This is a genomic window from Pantoea sp. JKS000250, from assembly GCF_003201065.1.
GTDB lineage: Bacteria > Pseudomonadota > Gammaproteobacteria > Enterobacterales > Enterobacteriaceae > Pantoea > Pantoea vagans.
The window spans coordinates 3,882,556-3,899,402 of record NZ_QICZ01000001.1; the positions used below are offsets into that span (position 1 = coordinate 3,882,556).

A 16,847-nucleotide genomic window follows, 5' to 3' on the forward strand; every position below is an offset into this window, starting at 1 on the left:
GCCTCCCCTCAGGGGAGGCTTTAAAAGGAGTTTTGCTATGGCACATTTAAGACCTCAATTTTCAGCTGCCTGGAACCGCTTCTCAGAAGTTAATGTTTCCGTCGAGAAGGTTGGAGAAATATTGGGTGGCAAAGTAGAAGCAAATATCGCCGCCGGAATTTTCGAGAATGCCTGTCCAATCAGAATGAGCTATGTTCTTAATTACACTGGCGTTCCTGTTCCCGCAAACAGTCGTTATGCGACCGTCACGGGTAAAGACAAAAATCGTTATATGTTTCGCGTCAACGATATGATGGACTTTTTAGTCGGCGCGTTTGGTCAGCCAGACCTGACAGTGAAGTCACCAAAACCCGGTTCATTTAACGGTAAACAGGGGATTATTGTTTTTCAGGGGAGTGGCTGGAGCAATGCCCGTGGGCACGTGACACTCTGGAACGGCAATATCTGCTCTGATACCTGTCACTTCCTGGGTGGCGCAGAAAATGGTAGTTTTGTTCCTGATGTTGCCTCCCTGTGGATACTGAAATGAAAAAATTACTGATGTTACTGGCTCTGACGCTATCTCCTGCAGTGCTGGCGATAACGCCTCCGGCGCCAGACTCCTTTAAGCAACCGCAGATTTTCAGCAACTGGCTTCTGAACCGCTGTGCAGGTAAAGCTACCACTGACAAGGCTTTCAGCGATGATGCCTTCAAAAGTGCGTCAGCCTGGTTAGAGGTAAGTCATCTCCCTGTTGAAGCCTTCAGTGATGGCGATAAATTAATCAATGCGTATTTGAAGATGGATCTGACCGGCTCAGTCAAAGGAAGCTTCAATATGATGAAATGCACATTACTTTCGCAAAGCCAGGATGCTGAGGCTCTCTATAATAAATACAAAAAGTAATTTTCTTTTTTGGTAGAGCTCGAAGGATATTACAGCGTTAAACATCAGCAGTAAATTATCAAAGGAGATATGTTTAGTTAAATGGAATCGCTCATTACACCTGACGTTAAGCAGGACAGTGACTCCTGCAAGGAAATTTCCACATGATGAAAAAAGTCATTCATTTTATTATCATAGTGCTAATGAGTCTGCCTTTATTGTCTTTGGCGAAGTCGATTTCACACTTCGAAGGAAAAAAATTCAGAGCGGATATTACCTATGACTGTGAGGAAGGTAACGTCAGTTGTGATAACGTTTCGCTTAAGTCAACAAGAGTAAAAGATAACTCATCGATAGTTCTTAAAGGTGAAACGATAAATACCAATTGCCCTGACGTCTGCGACTTCAGGGGCTATCGCTTCGCTAACGGTCAATATGATTATTCATTTTATCCAGACCAGAAGGGCGAGAGTCTTTGGGATTATATCGTGACATTCAAGGGTAATGTTATTGCTCAGGATGTTGGGGTAATGAAATAGAGAAGCATATATAAATCCGATGTTATTGAGCGTGCGCTTGTACTCAGGGATAGGAGATAGCACAGGTGAGAATTTTAATGAGATCTTGTTTGTCTTTATTTTTGTGTATTACAGCTGTTTATGTTTTTCCCGTCCACGCAATGAGTGATTGTTCAATCGGTAATAACGATCAGGAAGTTTATTCCTGTGTCCAAAAAAACAAAAACGAAACTGAGCTTGATTTAAATAAAGAATATAAAATCGCTAAGACCAGAGTTGAAACGCTCTTTAAGGGTAATGGTAAAGAGTTAAGACAATATATGGATACGTTGACTGAAGCTCAACGAGCCTGGCTGAAGTACCGGGATAATGACTGTAAACTGGCTTTGTATGCTGCAGATAAAGGAAGTGATTTAAGTAACGCTAATATTAGTATGTGAACTTCTGAGCTTAACGAGCAAAGAATCAAAAAATTGAAGTTGATTCCCTATCATTGATAGCAAAAATTGCTGAGCAAAGAATGAAGAAAATCTATGAAGTGGCTTTGATCGCTTTTTCTATTTCCATGAGTGCTTCAGCGCTCGCTGAAAGTCCCTGTGCAAAACAGCCTTCAGACGGTGCGCTGTTCCAGTGTACTGTTCAGCAGAAGAAGCTAGCGGAAGATGACCTGAACAAAGAGTATCAGACGGCTAAAAAACGTATTGTGCAGATGTACGGCACGCAGAAAAAACTGGCTGACGACTATGTCGCTACTCTGGTGGATACCCAACGCAACTGGCTGAAGTATCGTGATGGTCAGTGCAGGCTGGAAGCCTTCGCCGCCGAAGAAGTCAGCAATGCGAATGCTGTGGCAACCAACCTCTGTGTTATCCGCATCAATAAAGAGCGTACTGCTATTCTTAAGCAACTGCCTTACTGATTATATCGTCGTGCTCAGGCTTTACAGGCTGGGCAGGATATTCTCTATAAGATAACCCTGCATTACGCTGTTATCACGTTAATTCATTTCCAGTAAATAATTCCGTGTCGATTAAATCTAAGCTGGTTATTCACAATTAATTTTTATAATAATCAACCTCGGGTTTGTTTGAATTATTTGCCTCACCAATTCATGGCGAATTAATGTGTTGGCGAAATGGCGTCATTAAAAGAAATAAGGCAGTGCTGCTATTTAAGTAAATAAATAAACTCAGAGAAAAAATAATAAACTCAACCCCAAAATTAAACTCTCCGCTCCCAATACCCCGCGCCTTTCCCCGAGAGGTGCGTGGTATAGATGCCGAACCGCTAACCGCAGGAATCCGTTATGCGCTTTACGATAATAACGACTAAACCCGGCCAACAGCCGCCGCAAACTCATTGTGATTTCTTTCCGCCCGGCGGCACCATTGGTCGCGGCGTGGATAACAATCTGGTGCTGCCGGATGACGACCGAACGCTCTCCCGGCTGCAGGCCATTGTGCACATCACCGCGAACGGTGAATGTCGTCTGACTAACCGTGGCAATGTGACGCGCGTGCTGCTCAACGATATTCCGCTGGAACGCGGTCGTCAGGTTGAGCTGCAGGATGGGGACATTCTGGGCATCGATGATTATCAGCTGCTGGTCAGCGATCTCAATAGTGCGCAGCAGCCGCAGGCTGAAAGGGCGGTTCCGCGTCCGGAGCCGGTCCAGACCGCCGCGGCTCCTCGTGAACCGGTAGCCGAAAAAGCCAGTACCACCGCCGCTATCCCCAGCGAAATCTGGGACAGCCTGGCGAAAGAGTTCTCGATTTCCGACGATCTCTCTAAACGCAAAGCCGTGCCGGAAATGCCGGATGCCCATCCGCTGACCGCGCCCGCCATGCCAGATCGGAATCCGGAAGATCCACTGGCACAGCTAATCAATGATGCGCCGCTGGATTATGGTCAGCAGCCCAAAAACAGCAGCCTGTTTGATGACGGTGATGCGCTGTTCGCGCAGCAGAGTATTTTTGAAGACCGTACGCCGAGCACGCTGGCGGCTCAGCCGCACACTACGCCAAAGCAGGCTGAGGCGCCTACTGCGGAACTGGATCCACTGAGCCTGTTCGACGGCGAGAGCAGTGCGGATGTGCGCAACCATGATGATCCATTAGGACTGATGATGGGGAACGCGGTGCCGCTGGCGCAGCCGGAGCCAGCGAAACCGGCGGCGCTGCATGTGCCGCCTCACCAAGAGACAAAGCCTGAGCCGGTTGCCCCACGCTCACCTGAGCAGGCTTCCGTCAGCCTGAACGAAATGGATCACTCTCCGCTATTTAGCGGCATCGACTTACCCGTTGATGACCAGCCTCATAGTGAATCCCCGCGCCAGACGCTGCTGGCGGATGAGGCGGAATCCGGTCAGACAGACGCGGTCAATCCGCAAAACGACTATGGCGGCATTACGCTGCCGACACCCCAGGCGGTGCAGCGTGCTCCCTCACCGACGCCGAAAGGGCGGCTGCGCATTGATCCGGTTGCCTCGGGTCATCAGCATGCCGCCGCCGTGCAGCCCTCCACATCCAGCCAGAGCAGCGGCGATGCGCTGAAAGGCGAACTGCTGGACGCGCTGCTGGAAGGCATGGGCCTGCGCGATCTGCAGCCGACGCCGCAGTTTGACCGCGAGCAGATGCTGCAGTTTGGTCAGATGCTCAGCATGTTCTCGCAGGGCACGGTCGCGCTGCTGTCATCGCGCTCGATTCTTAAGCGCGGCGTTAAGGCCGACATGACGGTGATCCTCGACGACGCCAATAACCCGTTCAAGCTGCTGCCATCGGGCAAAACTGTCCTGATGCAGATGTTTGGCAGCCGGATGCCGGGCTTTATGCCACCACGTCAGGCGGTGCGGGATGCGCTGATTGATTTGCAGGCGCACCAGCTGGGCATGATCGCCGGTATCCGCGCTATCATCGCCTCGATGCTGCAATCCTTTAACCCGGAGCAGCTGGAGGAAGAGGCACGTCAGGCGGGATCGGTTTCCCGTATCGGCCTGCCGGGCAGCCGTAAAGCGGCGCTGTGGGAGCATTTTGTTGAGCGCTACGGCGAGACGGCGGGCGAGATCGAAGACGATTTCCACACCCTGTTTGGCGAAGCGTTCCTGCACGCCTATGACCTGGAAGTTAATCAGTACAAAGACTCACAAACCCACACGGATGACGCATGAATATCACTATTGCCTCGACGTCGAATCAGGGCGATCGCGCCAGTAATCAGGATCAGATCGGTGATGTCATCGGTAAGCGTTCCGCCTGTTTTGTGGTGTGCGACGGTGTGGCCGGGTTTCCCGGCGGTGACAGGGCGGCCGCCATCGCCCGCAGCAGCCTGCTGGAAGCGTTCGATGGGGATGCGCACCTCAATGCGCAGTCGATTCGCAACTACGTTAATCACGCAAATCACGCTATCCGGCAGCAGCAGAAAGCCAGCAGCGAGCACAGCCGGATGGGCACCACGCTGGTCAGCCTGTTCATCGACCGCGACTACCACCTTGCCTGCTGGGCGCATGCCGGTGATAGCCGCCTTTATCTGTTCCGCCGCGGCTATCTCTATCTGGTCACCACCGACCACAGCCTGGTGCAGCAGATGAAAGATGCCGGACATCGCACCGAAGGCATCAACAGCAACCTGCTCTATTTTGCGCTGGGGATGGGTGATGAGCAGCGCGACGCCAGCTACAGCGACGTGGTCGGGATTGAAGATGGCGATGCCTTTCTGCTCTGCACCGATGGTTTCTGGCACGGCGTGACGCTGGAGCAGATGCAGCAGTCACTGCACATGGTGAACACGCCGGAAGAGTGGCTGACGCTGATGCAGCAAATCATCAAAAACGATCAGTCAGATCAGGGGCAGCAGGATAATTTCAGCGCACTGGCCGTCTGGATCGGATCGCCCCAGGACACCACTTTGCTGCACTCGCTCTCTGAAGCGGCGCAGTTCTTCCCTCTGCGAGATTGAGAACGCCAACATGAAATATGGATTACTGGGTCTGGCTGCGCTGCTGCTCAGCACGCACGCTTATGCTGAAAACTATCGCATCGTTCAGTCCCCGGCACAGAAACTGGATGTCTGGATTGATGACGTCAAAAACAATCAGCTGTCGAGCTGGTGTAACAGCACCATTAACCTGCGCATCGTCACCCTGGGTGAGAAAAACGCGTCGGTGCTGAAAGAGTTTCTGCCACGGGTGGCTGGCCTGATGGCGTCGCAGTGTAAACCGCTGCAGCAGCTGCACTGGCAGCTGACCGATACAGAGGGCAGTGAAATCGCCACCGGCAGTGCCGCCCGGGCGCAGCAGTGGAAGACCGTGGTGACGCCACCCGCACCGCCTGCACAACAACAGCCAGCCACGGCTGCCGTGCCCGCGGACCCATTGGTCAATGCCGCCCAGGCGGATACCTCGCCATGGCTGCAGTTCAGCCTGCTCGACGGCTGCCATTTCCGCACCTGGTGGCAGCATCCGGCACAGGGCAGCGCGCTGTTTGTACCGGCTAAGCAGGGGCTGGTCTGCGGTTCCGATGGCTGGCTCAGCGGACACAGTCGTCTGACGCAGCAGGGTAACGGCGCACCGGCAGCCGTCGGCGTGACCTTCCTGCAGGGCTTCCCGGTGATGGGGCTGAACAGTCAGTCGCCCACCGCCGAACTGCACATCACCACGGTTAACAGCGAGCGCATGGTGCTGAGTAACGAAAAATCCCCGGACAGCTGGCTGGTTCTGCCCTTTAGCAACCGCTTTAACGGCTGGCAGGCGGCCCGTCAGGTGGTGGTGCTGATGCCCGCCAGTGAAGCCGCTGATGAGAGTGCTTTGCAGGCACGTCTGCAGGAAGTCCGCAAAGTCTGGTCGCCGTGGGTCAGCGGCAATACCACACTGAGCGTACAGCTGGTGGAAAAACTGCACCCTGAACTGAAAGATCCCGCCGCTGCGGTTTATCGCACCCTTAACTGACGCAAAAGGAGTTTGCATGGAATCCTTACAACATCATCTTGCGAACGCCACGCTCAGCGAGACGCTGGCTGACGTTACCCGCCAGATTCAGGCCAGTCCGGCGAACGCCGATCTGCGCGCCGCCTTTGTCCAGTTACTCTGCCTGGCGGGCAACTGGGCGCGTGCGCAGACGCAGCTGCAATCCTGGCTGGCGTTAAGCCCGCAGGCGCAACCAACGGTTAATCTGTTGCAGCAGGCGATTGCCGGTGAGCTGCAGCGTGATGCCGTGCTGCGTGGCGAAACACAACCCGTGCTGCCGGGCAGCGCCTGGCACTGGTGCGACACACTGCTGGCCGCATTACAGGCCGAAACCGCGGGTGATGTCGCGCGCGGCAGCGCACTGCGTGCCGACGCGCTGGAGCTTGCTGCCGCCAATCCCGGCACCGCGACCGGGCAGGATCAGCCGACCGCCTTCAGCTGGCTGATGGATGGCGACAGCCGTTTCGGGCCGGTGTGTGAAGTGATCAATCAGGGCCGTTATTACTGGATCCCGTTCGCCGCCATTCGTGAGATGCAGTTCCAGGCACCTGCCAGCGTCACCGATCTGGTGTGGCGTCATACGCGGGTGCAGCTGGTGGATGGCAGCGAACAGGTGTGTCAGATCCCGGCGCGCTATCCGCTGCTGGCGGGTGCGGACGAGCGTTTTCTGCGCGCCAGCGTCACCGAATGGCAGCCGCTGGGCGACGATCCGGACCAGTTTATCGGCCAGGGACAAAAAATGTGGCTCAGCGACAGCGCGGAGTTCTCGCTGCTGAGCCTGCAGCAGGTCGCGTTTGACAACGTTGAGTCCGCCGATGAGTCATGATTCAGGCGCGCACAATGATGGCTATGCCCAGCTGCATGGCGGCTTTCGTGCGCGTAAAAAGCGCGATGCGCTGACCGCCCGCGACAAGCTGCAATCCTCGCTGCTGGACCGCCTGACCGATAACGCGCCGGACAGGCAGCAGGAGCCGGAGAACAGCATGCTGATCAGCCACAGCACGCTGCGCCGCCACGTGCTGCGCGATCTGCAATGGCTGTTTAACACCATCAACAACGAAGCGCAGCAGGATCTGGACGGCTTCGATCAGGTGCAGCGTTCTGTCTGGAACTTCGGCGTAGCGCCGCTGGCCGGGCAGAACGTCTCCGATATCGAATGGCAGGATATGCAGCGCAAAATGACCAACGCCATTCTGCATTTTGAGCCGCGCATTCTGCCGCAGGGTCTGCAGGTGCGCTGCGTCAGCGATCTCGGCTCGCTTAGTCTGCACAACGTATTGTCGATTGAAATCAAAGGGCGGCTCTGGTGCGTGCCTTATCCGCTGGCGTTTCTGTTCCGCACTCAGGTTGATCTGGAGAGCGGCCATTTCGAACTTCAGGATGCAGGGTAATCATGGACAGCAATCTGCTCGACTATTACAACCGTGAACTGGCTTACCTGCGCGAGATGGGGGCGGAGTTCGCGACGCGTTACCCGAAAGTGGCGGGACGTCTTGGCATGCATGGCATCGACGTGGCGGACCCCTATGTCGAGCGGCTGATGGAGGGATTCGCCTTCCTGACGTCGCGTGTGCAGCTGAAGATGGATGCGGAGTTTCCGCGCTTCTCGCAGCGCCTGCTGGAGATGATTGCGCCATCCTATCTCTCGCCAACGCCATCAATGGCGATCGCGCAGCTGACGCCGGACAGCCGCAAGGGTGATATCACCCAGGGCTTTCGCGTGCCGCGCGGCACCATGATGGAGAGCCAGAACCTGAAAAAAACCGGGGTGACCTGCAGCTACACCACCGCACACGATGTGGTGCTGCATCCGCTGCGCATCAGCGAAGTCACTCTCGGCGGCGTGCCCGGCGATCTGCCCTCTGGCGAACTAAAATTGGGTGGTCTGGGCGCGGCCAGTGCGCTGCGCATCCGCATCAGCTGCGAGGGGATCTCCTCATTGAGTCAGCTCAGTGTGGATGACCTGATGCTGTTCCTCAGCGGCCCCGATATCCAGGCGCTGAAGCTGCTTGAGCTGCTGATGCAGCACCGGGTCGGCATCGTCCTGCAGTCGGCAGAGCAGCGGCCACAGCGTCAGGTGCTGACGGATGAAGCCCTGCAGCAGGAGGGCTTTGCGCCGGAGCAGGCGCTGCTGCCGGACGATCTGCGCAACTTCGACGGCTATCGCCTGTTGCAGGAGTATTTTGCGTTTCCGGCGCGCTTCCAGTTTATCAGCCTGAGTCAGCTCGGCCCGTTCCTGCGCCGCTGCGACAACGCCACGGCGTTCGACATCATCATCCTGCTCGACAAAGCGGACAGCGCACTGGAAAGCGTGGTCGATCACAGCCATCTGGCGCTGCACTGCACCCCGGTCATCAATCTGTTCCCGAAAACCGCCGAGCGTCTGAAGGTCAGCGACAGCCAGCATGAATATCATCTGGTGGTGGATAACATCCGGCCGCTGGATTATGAGGTGCATTCGGTGCAGCGGCTGTTCGCCACCGTAGAAGGCCAGCGGGAAGAGCAGGTTTTCCGTCCGTTCTGGAGCACCTTCAGCGGTGACCAGGGTGATTACGGTGCTTACTTCTCGCTGCGCCGCGAACAGCGCACCCTGTCTGAGCAGGCGCAGCGCTATGGCACCCGCACCGGGTACATCGGTTCCGAAGTCTTTCTCTCGCTGGTGGATGAGCATCACGCGCCGTGGCGCGACGACGTGCGCTATCTCTCCGCCGAGGTGATGTGTACCAGCCGCGATCTGCCGCTGATGCTGCAGCAGGATCAGGGCAACTTCGTGATGCCGGACTCCATTCCGGTGTCGGAGCTGAAACTGTGCAAAGGGCCGACGCCACCGCGTCCGGCACTGGCCGAAGGCCTTTCTGCGTGGCGGCTGATCAGCCATCTGCAGATGAACTATCTCAGCCTGATGGACAGCAGCGACGGGGAAGGCGCGGCGGCGCTGCGTCAGCTGCTGAGCCTCTATGCCAACCTGGCGGAAGCGCCGGTTGCCCGCCAGATTGACGGCATCCGCCACTGTACGCTCAGTGCGGTCAACCGCCGCGTGCCGGAGCCGGGTCCCGTGGTGTTTGCGCGCGGCGTCAGCATCACGCTGGAGGTGGATGAACAGGCGTTTTCGGGGGCCAGCCCGTGGCTGTTCGGCAGCGTACTGGAGCGGGTCTGTGGCCGTCTGGTGGCGCTGAACAGCTTCACGGAGTTCACCCTGAACAGCCAGCAGCGCGGCGAAGTGGGCTACTGGCCACCGCGCATGGGCCGGAAAGCGCTGATATGAATGGCGAAAAAGTCATTACGCTGCCGCGGCTGACCCGACTGCCGGATGATTTCTGGCAAAAAGTGATGGCCGCGCCGTGGCGCTACGATCTGTTCCAGCTGCTGCGGCGGCTGGATGCGCAGGGCGGTCAGCGTTATCCGCTGGGCCGTGCGCCGCTGCCGAAGTTCGAATCGGTGCGCATCGGTCAGACGCCGTCACTGGCGTTTGCGCCCGCCACCGTCGCCAGCGCCACGCCACGTGAAGAGTCCGGACGCCATGAGCTGTCGATCTACAGCTTTGGCCTGTTTGGCCCCAACGGGCCGCTGCCGACCCATCTGACTGAATATGTGCATGAACGCATCGTGCATCATCAGGATCACAGCCTGTCGGCGTTTGCTGACCTGTTCCATCACCGCGCCACGCTGCTGTTTTATCGCGCCTGGGCGGATGCGCAGCCGACCGTATCGCTGGATCGCCCCGACGACAGCCGCTTTCTGAACTATCTCGCCTGCCTGGCGGGCATCGGTTTACCGGCCCAGCAGCAGGCCAGTTCGCTGAGTCTTCATGCCCGCCTGATGCTGGTGGGTCATCTCAGCCGTCACGGTCACGATGCCGAAGGGCTGGTGCGTATCCTGCGCCACTACTTTGGCGTGCCGGTCCGGCTGACGCAGAACCTGCCGCACTGGCTGACGCTGGACAGCCGCGATCAGGCCCGGCTCGGCGCGGGACGCCACATGCCCCGGCTGGGTGCCTCTGCTTTTCTCGGGGTGGCGGTGCGTGACGTGCAGCACCGTTTTCGCCTGCACCTGGGCCCGCTCAGCGCCGCGCAGTATGCCCGTTTTCTGCCCGATGCCCCCGGCGCGCAGGAAGTGCGCGACTGGGTGCGTCACTACCTTGGCATCGAAATGCAGTGGGATCTCAGCCTGATCCTGGCCGCAGACGCGGTTCAGGGTGTGGCGCTGGGCGGCGCTGCCCGGCTCGGTTACACCAGCTGGCTGGGGCAGATGCCGCAGCCGCAGGATCGAGAAGATTTTATGTTTGAGGTTGAGGCAGCTTCGCGCTAGCCCAGCCGCTTTCCCTGTTACACAGCCTGCGTCTTTCATTGAAGAGAGCCCCCTATGTCAGAAATCAGCCGTGCCGTGCTATTCGGCAAACTGGATACGCTGTTATTTACCTCGCTGGAAAGCGCCACCGCCTTTTGCAAACTGCGCGGCAATCCCTATGTTGAACTGGTGCACTGGCTGCATCAGCTGATGCAGCAGCAGGATGGCGACTTACAGCAGGTCATCACACATTTTTCACTGGATGAAAAGGCCCTGACTCAGGACATCGTTGCTGCGCTGGATCGTCTGCCGCGCGGTGCCAGTGCGGTCTCCGACCTCTCTGAGCATATCGACAGCGCCGTCGAGCGGGCATGGGTTTACGCCTCGCTGAAATATGGCGCGACCCGCATTCGCGGTGGCCATCTGCTGATCGGCATGCTGAAAACCTTCAACCTGGCCAGCGTACTGAAAGGCATCTCCGGCCAGTTCAGTCGCGTCAACGCCGATGCGCTGCTGGAGCAGTTCGACACGCTGCTCAGCAACAGCAAAGAAACGCAGCAGGCGCTGATCGCACCGGCGGATGCCGCTGGTGCACCGCCTGCGGCCAGCGGCAGCACGCTGGAGCAGTACGGTCAGGACCTGACTGCGCGCGCACGTGACGGCCGCATCGATCCGGTGACCGGCCGTGACGATGAGATCCGCCAGATGGTGGATATTCTGATGCGTCGTCGTCAGAACAACCCGCTGCTGACCGGCGAAGCAGGTGTCGGCAAAACCGCGGTGGTCGAAGGCCTCGCGCTGCGTATCGCGGCGGGCGATGTGCCTGCGCCACTGCGCGATGTGCAGCTCTGGCTGCTGGATATCGGCCTGCTTCAGGCCGGTGCCGGGATGAAAGGGGAGTTTGAAGCGCGACTGCAGGCGCTGATCAATGAGGTGCAGTCCAGCCCGACGCCGATTGTGCTGTTTGTGGATGAGATCCACACCCTGGTCGGCGCGGGCGGTCAGCAGGGCACCGGCGATGCCGCCAACCTGCTGAAACCGGCGCTGGCGCGCGGCCAGCTGCGCACCATCGGCGCGACCACCTGGGCCGAATACAAAAAGTACATCGAGAAAGACCCGGCGCTGACCCGTCGCTTCCAGACCGTGCAGGTGCAGGAGCCGGATGAAGCCAAAGCGATTCTGATGCTGCGCAGCACCGTCAGCGCGCTGGAGAAACACCACCGGGTGCTGCTGCTGGATGATGCGGTCAGTGCGGCGGTGAAACTGTCGCATCGCTACATTCCGGCGCGTCAGTTGCCCGATAAAGCGGTGGCGCTGCTGGATACCGCCTGCGCCCGCGTGGCGGTCAGTCAGGGCGCACAGCCTGCGGCGCTGGAGGATTGCCTGCACCGTCTGGCCGCGCTGGAGATTGAAGCGGAGATCATTGAACGCGAAATTAAGGTCGGCCTCGGTGACGTCACCCGCCAGCAGGCGATTGCCGCAGAGCGTGCAGCGCTGGAAGCCGAACGCGATGCGCTGCAACAGCGCTGGCTGCAGGAGCGTGAACTGGTCGAGACCCTGATTGCGTTGCGTGCCCGCAGTGTTACCGAAGAGGATGCGGCGCTGCGTGAACAGCGTGATGCAACCCAGCAGCAACTCACTGCGCTGCAGGGCGACACGCCGCTACTGTTTGCCGCCGTCGATGCGGGCGTGGTAGCGGCCGTGGTGTCGGACTGGACCGGTATTCCGCTGGGCCGGATGGTGAAGAATGAGATCGACGCCGTCCTGAATCTGGCTGACACCCTGAACCAGCGCGTCATCGGTCAGCGTCACGGTCTGGAGCTGATCGCGAAGCGGGTTCGCACCACACGCGCGCGCCTCGATAACCCCAACAAGCCCGCAGGCGTCTTTATGCTGTGCGGCCCGTCCGGTGTCGGTAAAACCGAGACCGCGCTGGCGCTGGCCGAGTCGCTGTATGGCGGCGAGCAGAACATCATCACCATTAACATGAGCGAGTTTCAGGAGGCGCACACCGTCTCGACGCTGAAAGGGGCCCCGCCGGGCTACGTCGGCTACGGCGAGGGTGGCGTGCTGACCGAAGCCGTTCGCCGTCGTCCCTACAGCGTGGTGCTGCTGGATGAGATTGAGAAAGCCCATCCGGATGTGCATGAGCTGTTCTTCCAGGTGTTCGACAAAGGCTGGATGGAGGATGGCGAAGGCCGCCACATCGATTTCCGCAACACCATCATCATTCTGACCTCGAACGTCGGCACGCAGTTGATCAGCGCCATGTGCGCCGATCCTGAACTGATGCCGGATCCCGATGCCCTGAGTACCGCACTGCGTAAGCCGCTGCTGGAGGTATTCCCGCCTGCGCTGCTGGGCCGTCTGCTGGTGGTGCCCTATTACCCGCTCAGCGATGACATGCTGGCGGAGATCGTGCGGCTGCAGCTGGCGCGCATCGTGCGTCGTCTGGCCGACAACCACGGCATTGAGGCGCAGATCGACGAGTCGGTGGTCAGCCAGATCGTACAGCGCTGCACCGAGGTGGAGTCGGGCGGTCGCATGGTCGATGCCATCCTCACCAACACGCTGTTGCCGCAGATGAGCCAGATACTGCTGAGCGCCCACGCCCGCGATGAACGCTATCGCCGCGTTGAGGTGCGTTGTGAGCAGGGCGAATTTGTCTGCCAGTTCGCTGTTTAAAGCCTAGTCATCAGAGAGTTTTCGAATATGTCGGAACATGATCAACCCCTGAATGTCCCCAACGCCCTGCCGCTGGGTTACCGCTTCAATGAGTTTGAAATCAAAGAGGTCATCGGCGGTGGCGGCTTTGGCATCGTCTATCGCGCCTGGGATCACCAGCTTGAGCGTGATATCGCCATCAAAGAGTTCATGCCTGCATCGCTGGCGGTTCGCAGCGATGACCTGAATCTGGTGCTGCGCAGCGAGCGCTTCAGCAAAACCTTTCACGCCGGCCTGAACAGCTTTATTCAGGAGGCGCGGCTGCTGGCGCGCTTCAACCATCCTAACCTGCTGCACGTGCTGCGTTTCTGGGTGCAGAACGACACCGCCTACATGGGCACGGTGTTCTACAGCGGCACCACGCTCTCGAACTTCCGCGAACGTAATCCGCAGTCGGTGAATGAGGCGTGGATCCGTCGCATGCTGCCGCCGCTGCTGGGGGCGATTAAAACCATCCATGAAGCGGGTTATCTGCATCGCGATATCTCGCTGGATAACATCCAGATCCAGAGCAGCGGCGAGCCGATCCTGCTGGACTTCGGGTCGGCGCGTAAAACCATCGGCAACCTGTCGGATGAGAGCGAGACCATGCTGCGCCCCGGCTATGCGCCGATTGAGCAGTACAGCGACAACGACGAGAGTGAGCAGGGCGCGTGGACCGATATCTACGCGCTGGGCGCGGTGCTGCACACGCTGATTACCGGTGCGCCGCCGCCGGTCAGCGTGGTGCGCAGCATTGAAGATAACTACCAGCCGCTGGTGCAGCGTCGTCTGGCGGGCTACTCCACCGCGCTGCTCAGCGCCGTCGATCACGCGCTGGCGCTGAAACCGGAAGACCGGCCGCAGAGTATTGATGATTTTGCGGTGCTGATGGCGCTGCCGGAGCGCGAGCCTGAACCGCTGCTCAGCGCAAAAATGAGCGGGCCGGGCACCATGCTGGTGCCGATTGAAGAAGAAGAGGTCGTCACACCCGCCTCGCCGCTGAAAACGCTGCTGGGGCATCGCTTTGCACTGCCGGGTCTGGTGGCCGCAGGCGTGCTGGTCGGCCTGTGCGCCGGTCTGCTGATGTCGCATGGTGATGACCAGACGGCACCGGCTGAGACCGCGCAAAACAGCGCGCCTGCCGTCACCGTCGCGCCGGTTAACCAGCCGGTGACTGCGCCACCGACGCAGCCTGAGACCCCGCCGGATACCGTTGCCAGCGCGCCGACTCAGTCTGCTGAGCCTGAGCAGACCGCCGCACGCGAACCCGATCCTCAACCGGCACCGCCACCTGCGCCGGTCGCTCAGGTCTATATCCGTCTGCAGCAGGGTGAACGTGTTCAGGTCAACGGTCAGCCGCAGGCGCTGGTCCCTGCGGTGAATGGCTTCGCCACGCTGCAGCTGGCACCGGGTAACTACACCTTTGCCATTAGTGGCCAGAGTGGCACCCGCCAGCAGACGCTGACCATCAGCGAAGAAGGCGTCTGGTTGCTTGATCCACACAGTTAATAGTCAGGGATTACTTATGTTCTCACGCATTACTGCACAGCTGCCGGCGGACGGCCTGCTGTTCCACACGCTCACGGGCACCGAGACGCTGTCCCGTCCGTTTGTGCTCACCGCCGAACTGCTGGCCACCGACGCGCGCATCGACCGTCACGCCCTGCTGGGCAAGCCGGTCACCTTTTCGCTGCCGACCGATGGCCTGATGAGCGCGCTGAGTCCGCGCTACCTCAACGGCAAAATCACCCGGATAGCGGTGCGCAGCCAGGAGCTGAGCGGCACCCGCTATGCGGTCTATCAGCTGACGGTGGAGCCGGACCTGTGGCCGATGAAGCGTGACCGCAACCTGCGCATCTTCCAGAGCCAGACGGTGCCGCAGATTGTGCAGACGCTGCTGAAGGAGTACGCGGTCAACGTGGAGACGCGCCTGGCGGGCAACTACCGGGTGTGGGAGTACTGCGTGCAGTATCAGGAGAGCAGCCTGGACTTTATCAGCCGCCTGATGGAGCTGGAGGGGATTTACTACTTCTTCCGCCACGAGGCGGACAAACATACGCTGGTGCTGTGCGACGCGCCGGACCAGCATCAGGCGTTTCCGGGCTATGAGACCATCGCCTATCACGTCACCCAGTCTGGCGGGGTGGTCACGGAAGAGGGCATCAGCCAGTGGTCGCTGGCGGAGAGCGTGACGCCGGGCATCTACAGTACCGACGACTACGACTTCCGCAAGCCGAACGCGTGGATGCTGCAGGCCCGCCAGAACCCGGCGTCGCCGGTGCCGGGCTCGGTGGACGTCTACGACTGGCCGGGTCACTTTGTCGACCACAGCCACGGTGAGTCCTATGCGCGCATCCGCCAGGAGGTGTGGCAGGCCGAGCACCACAGCGTCAGCGGGTCGGGCACGGCCACCGGCATCGCGCCGGGCTTTACCTTCTCCATCATCAACGCGCCGCACTTCAGCGACAACGGCGAGTATCTGGTGACCTCGGCGACCTATGACTTTGCCGAGAACAGTTACGCCAGCGGCGACACCGGCGACAGCCGCCACAACATCCACTTCACGGTGCTGCCGTCGTCGGTGACGTACCGCACGCCGCCGGAGACGCCGTGGCCGAAAACGCACGGCCCGCAGACCGCGAAGGTGGTCGGGCCGAAAGGCGAGTCCATCTGGACCGACCGCTATGGCCGGGTGAAGGTGAAGTTTCACTGGGACCGGCTGGCGAAGGGCGACGACACCAGCTCCTGCTGGGTGCGCGTCTCCAGCGCATGGGCGGGTCAGGGCTTCGGCGGGGTGCAGATCCCGCGTGTTAACGACGAAGTGGTGGTGGACTTCATCAACGGCGATCCGGATCGCCCGCTGATCATCGGCCGCGTGTATAACGAGGCGAGCATGCCGCCGTGGGCGCTGCCGGCGGCGGCGACGCAGATGGGCTTTCTGAGCCGGTCGAAGGATGGCAACAGCGATACTGCTAATGCGTTGCGTTTTGAAGACAAAGCAGGACATGAGCAGATTTGGATCCACGCCGAAAAAAATATGGATACGGAAGTGGAAAGCTGTGAGACGCACCATGTCGGTGTAGATCGGCAGAAAACCATAGGCCGTGACGAAAAGGTCACAATAAAGCGCAATCGTCAGGCCGACGTGGGTGAACATGCGGTGAGCAATACGGGCATCCAGCACGTTATTAATGTTGGCGAAAGCGAAACGGTGCTGACCATGGATAAAGAGGGCAATGCGCTGCTTGAAGCCAATACCAGCATCAAATTAAAGGTGAACGATAACTATATTTTGATATCTCCCGAAGGGATTCAAATTAAGGTTAATGTAGGAAATATTCAGGCAGAAAGTGTTGAAACTGCCATGCTGACGGGCAAAAAAATGACAATGCTGGGTGGCGGTGTAAATGCGCAACTTAAGGCTAGTGACAGTGTAGAAATCTCCGGGACGAATATCACGGACATTAGAAGTGCTGTTGTCAAAATTAACAGCTGATATTGTGGAAAAGGAG

Annotated in this window: 15 protein-coding genes; all 15 read left to right on the plus strand. The window is 58.6% G+C overall.

Translation table 11 applies throughout. The features are described 5' to 3' along the window. Positions 1 to 37: 37 nt before the first annotated feature. The 15 genes from BY447_RS18390 to BY447_RS18460 all read left to right on the plus strand — a co-directional run bounded on the left by BY447_RS18390 (position 38) and on the right by BY447_RS18460 (position 16,831). Positions 38 to 529, plus strand: a complete 492-nt coding sequence (locus tag BY447_RS18390; RefSeq protein WP_110331756.1) for a type VI secretion system amidase effector protein Tae4 — start codon at positions 38 to 40, stop codon at positions 527 to 529. Next, positions 526 to 885, plus strand: a complete 360-nt coding sequence (locus BY447_RS18395; protein WP_110331757.1) for a T6SS amidase immunity protein Tai4 family protein — start codon at positions 526 to 528, stop codon at positions 883 to 885. Before BY447_RS18390 ends, BY447_RS18395 begins: the two co-directional genes overlap by 4 nt. A gap of 143 nt (positions 886 to 1,028) precedes the next feature. Further along, complete coding sequence (locus BY447_RS18400; protein ID WP_110331758.1) at positions 1,029 to 1,403, plus strand: hypothetical protein; 375 nt, start codon at positions 1,029 to 1,031, stop codon at positions 1,401 to 1,403. An 89-nt stretch (positions 1,404 to 1,492) separates the two neighbouring features. Next, positions 1,493 to 1,822 carry a lysozyme inhibitor LprI family protein gene (locus BY447_RS18405; protein WP_313677932.1) on the plus strand — a complete coding sequence of 110 codons (330 nt, stop codon included), beginning with the start codon at positions 1,493 to 1,495 and terminating at the stop codon, positions 1,820 to 1,822. 80 nt (positions 1,823 to 1,902) lie between these two features. Further along, positions 1,903 to 2,301: a lysozyme inhibitor LprI family protein gene (locus BY447_RS18410; protein ID WP_110331760.1), complete on the plus strand. Its 399-nt coding sequence runs from the start codon at positions 1,903 to 1,905 to the stop codon at positions 2,299 to 2,301. Between the two features lie 387 nt (positions 2,302 to 2,688). Further along, entirely contained in the window at positions 2,689 to 4,548 is a 1,860-nt protein-coding gene (tagH, locus tag BY447_RS18415) for a type VI secretion system-associated FHA domain protein TagH (protein WP_110331761.1), read from the plus strand. Beyond that, positions 4,545 to 5,336: a PP2C family protein-serine/threonine phosphatase gene (locus BY447_RS18420; RefSeq protein ID WP_013357582.1), complete on the plus strand. Its 792-nt coding sequence runs from the start codon at positions 4,545 to 4,547 to the stop codon at positions 5,334 to 5,336. The genes tagH and BY447_RS18420 overlap by 4 nt, the downstream gene beginning before the upstream one ends. Before the next feature lie 10 nt (positions 5,337 to 5,346). After that, positions 5,347 to 6,324: a hypothetical protein gene (locus tag BY447_RS18425; protein ID WP_095707332.1), complete on the plus strand. Its 978-nt coding sequence runs from the start codon at positions 5,347 to 5,349 to the stop codon at positions 6,322 to 6,324. 16 nt (positions 6,325 to 6,340) lie between these two features. Next, positions 6,341 to 7,168: a type VI secretion system accessory protein TagJ gene (locus BY447_RS18430; protein WP_110331762.1), complete on the plus strand. Its 828-nt coding sequence runs from the start codon at positions 6,341 to 6,343 to the stop codon at positions 7,166 to 7,168. Continuing rightward, positions 7,158 to 7,733: a type VI secretion system baseplate subunit TssE gene (gene tssE, locus BY447_RS18435; RefSeq protein WP_061062261.1), complete on the plus strand. Its 576-nt coding sequence runs from the start codon at positions 7,158 to 7,160 to the stop codon at positions 7,731 to 7,733. Before BY447_RS18430 ends, tssE begins: the two co-directional genes overlap by 11 nt. A gap of 2 nt (positions 7,734 to 7,735) precedes the next feature. Continuing rightward, positions 7,736 to 9,607 (plus strand): type VI secretion system baseplate subunit TssF, encoded by a 1,872-nt coding sequence (gene tssF / locus BY447_RS18440; RefSeq protein ID WP_110331763.1) that lies wholly within the window; start codon positions 7,736 to 7,738, stop codon positions 9,605 to 9,607. Further along, complete coding sequence (tssG, locus tag BY447_RS18445; RefSeq protein WP_110331764.1) at positions 9,604 to 10,650, plus strand: type VI secretion system baseplate subunit TssG; 1,047 nt, start codon at positions 9,604 to 9,606, stop codon at positions 10,648 to 10,650. The genes tssF and tssG overlap by 4 nt, the downstream gene beginning before the upstream one ends. Positions 10,651 to 10,704: 54 nt before the next feature. After that, complete coding sequence (gene tssH, locus BY447_RS18450) at positions 10,705 to 13,314, plus strand: type VI secretion system ATPase TssH (protein ID WP_110331765.1); 2,610 nt, start codon at positions 10,705 to 10,707, stop codon at positions 13,312 to 13,314. Positions 13,315 to 13,341: 27 nt separating this feature from the next. Beyond that, a complete protein-coding gene (locus tag BY447_RS18455) occupies positions 13,342 to 14,844 on the plus strand; it encodes a serine/threonine protein kinase (RefSeq protein WP_110331766.1) in 1,503 nt (500 codons plus the stop codon). A gap of 16 nt (positions 14,845 to 14,860) precedes the next feature. Then, positions 14,861 to 16,831: a type VI secretion system Vgr family protein gene (locus tag BY447_RS18460; RefSeq protein ID WP_110331767.1), complete on the plus strand. Its 1,971-nt coding sequence runs from the start codon at positions 14,861 to 14,863 to the stop codon at positions 16,829 to 16,831. Positions 16,832 to 16,847: the final 16 nt, after the last annotated feature.

What these genes read in the sequence shown, in the direction of transcription:
- BY447_RS18455 (WP_110331766.1), top strand. Translation starts at nt 13,342, where the DNA reads ATGTCGGAACATGATCAACCCCTGAATGTCCCCAACGCCCTGCCGCTG.
- tagH (WP_110331761.1), top strand. Translation starts at nt 2,689, where the DNA reads ATGCGCTTTACGATAATAACGACTAAACCCGGCCAACAGCCGCCGCAA.
- BY447_RS18410 (WP_110331760.1), top strand. Translation starts at nt 1,903, where the DNA reads ATGAAGAAAATCTATGAAGTGGCTTTGATCGCTTTTTCTATTTCCATG.
- tssH (WP_110331765.1), top strand. Translation starts at nt 10,705, where the DNA reads ATGTCAGAAATCAGCCGTGCCGTGCTATTCGGCAAACTGGATACGCTG.
- BY447_RS18395 (WP_110331757.1), top strand. Translation starts at nt 526, where the DNA reads ATGAAAAAATTACTGATGTTACTGGCTCTGACGCTATCTCCTGCAGTG.
- tssE (WP_061062261.1), top strand. Translation starts at nt 7,158, where the DNA reads ATGAGTCATGATTCAGGCGCGCACAATGATGGCTATGCCCAGCTGCAT.
- BY447_RS18425 (WP_095707332.1), top strand. Translation starts at nt 5,347, where the DNA reads ATGAAATATGGATTACTGGGTCTGGCTGCGCTGCTGCTCAGCACGCAC.
- BY447_RS18420 (WP_013357582.1), top strand. Translation starts at nt 4,545, where the DNA reads ATGAATATCACTATTGCCTCGACGTCGAATCAGGGCGATCGCGCCAGT.
- tssG (WP_110331764.1), top strand. Translation starts at nt 9,604, where the DNA reads ATGAATGGCGAAAAAGTCATTACGCTGCCGCGGCTGACCCGACTGCCG.
- BY447_RS18390 (WP_110331756.1), top strand. Translation starts at nt 38, where the DNA reads ATGGCACATTTAAGACCTCAATTTTCAGCTGCCTGGAACCGCTTCTCA.
- BY447_RS18400 (WP_110331758.1), top strand. Translation starts at nt 1,029, where the DNA reads ATGATGAAAAAAGTCATTCATTTTATTATCATAGTGCTAATGAGTCTG.
- BY447_RS18430 (WP_110331762.1), top strand. Translation starts at nt 6,341, where the DNA reads ATGGAATCCTTACAACATCATCTTGCGAACGCCACGCTCAGCGAGACG.
- tssF (WP_110331763.1), top strand. Translation starts at nt 7,736, where the DNA reads ATGGACAGCAATCTGCTCGACTATTACAACCGTGAACTGGCTTACCTG.
- BY447_RS18460 (WP_110331767.1), top strand. Translation starts at nt 14,861, where the DNA reads ATGTTCTCACGCATTACTGCACAGCTGCCGGCGGACGGCCTGCTGTTC.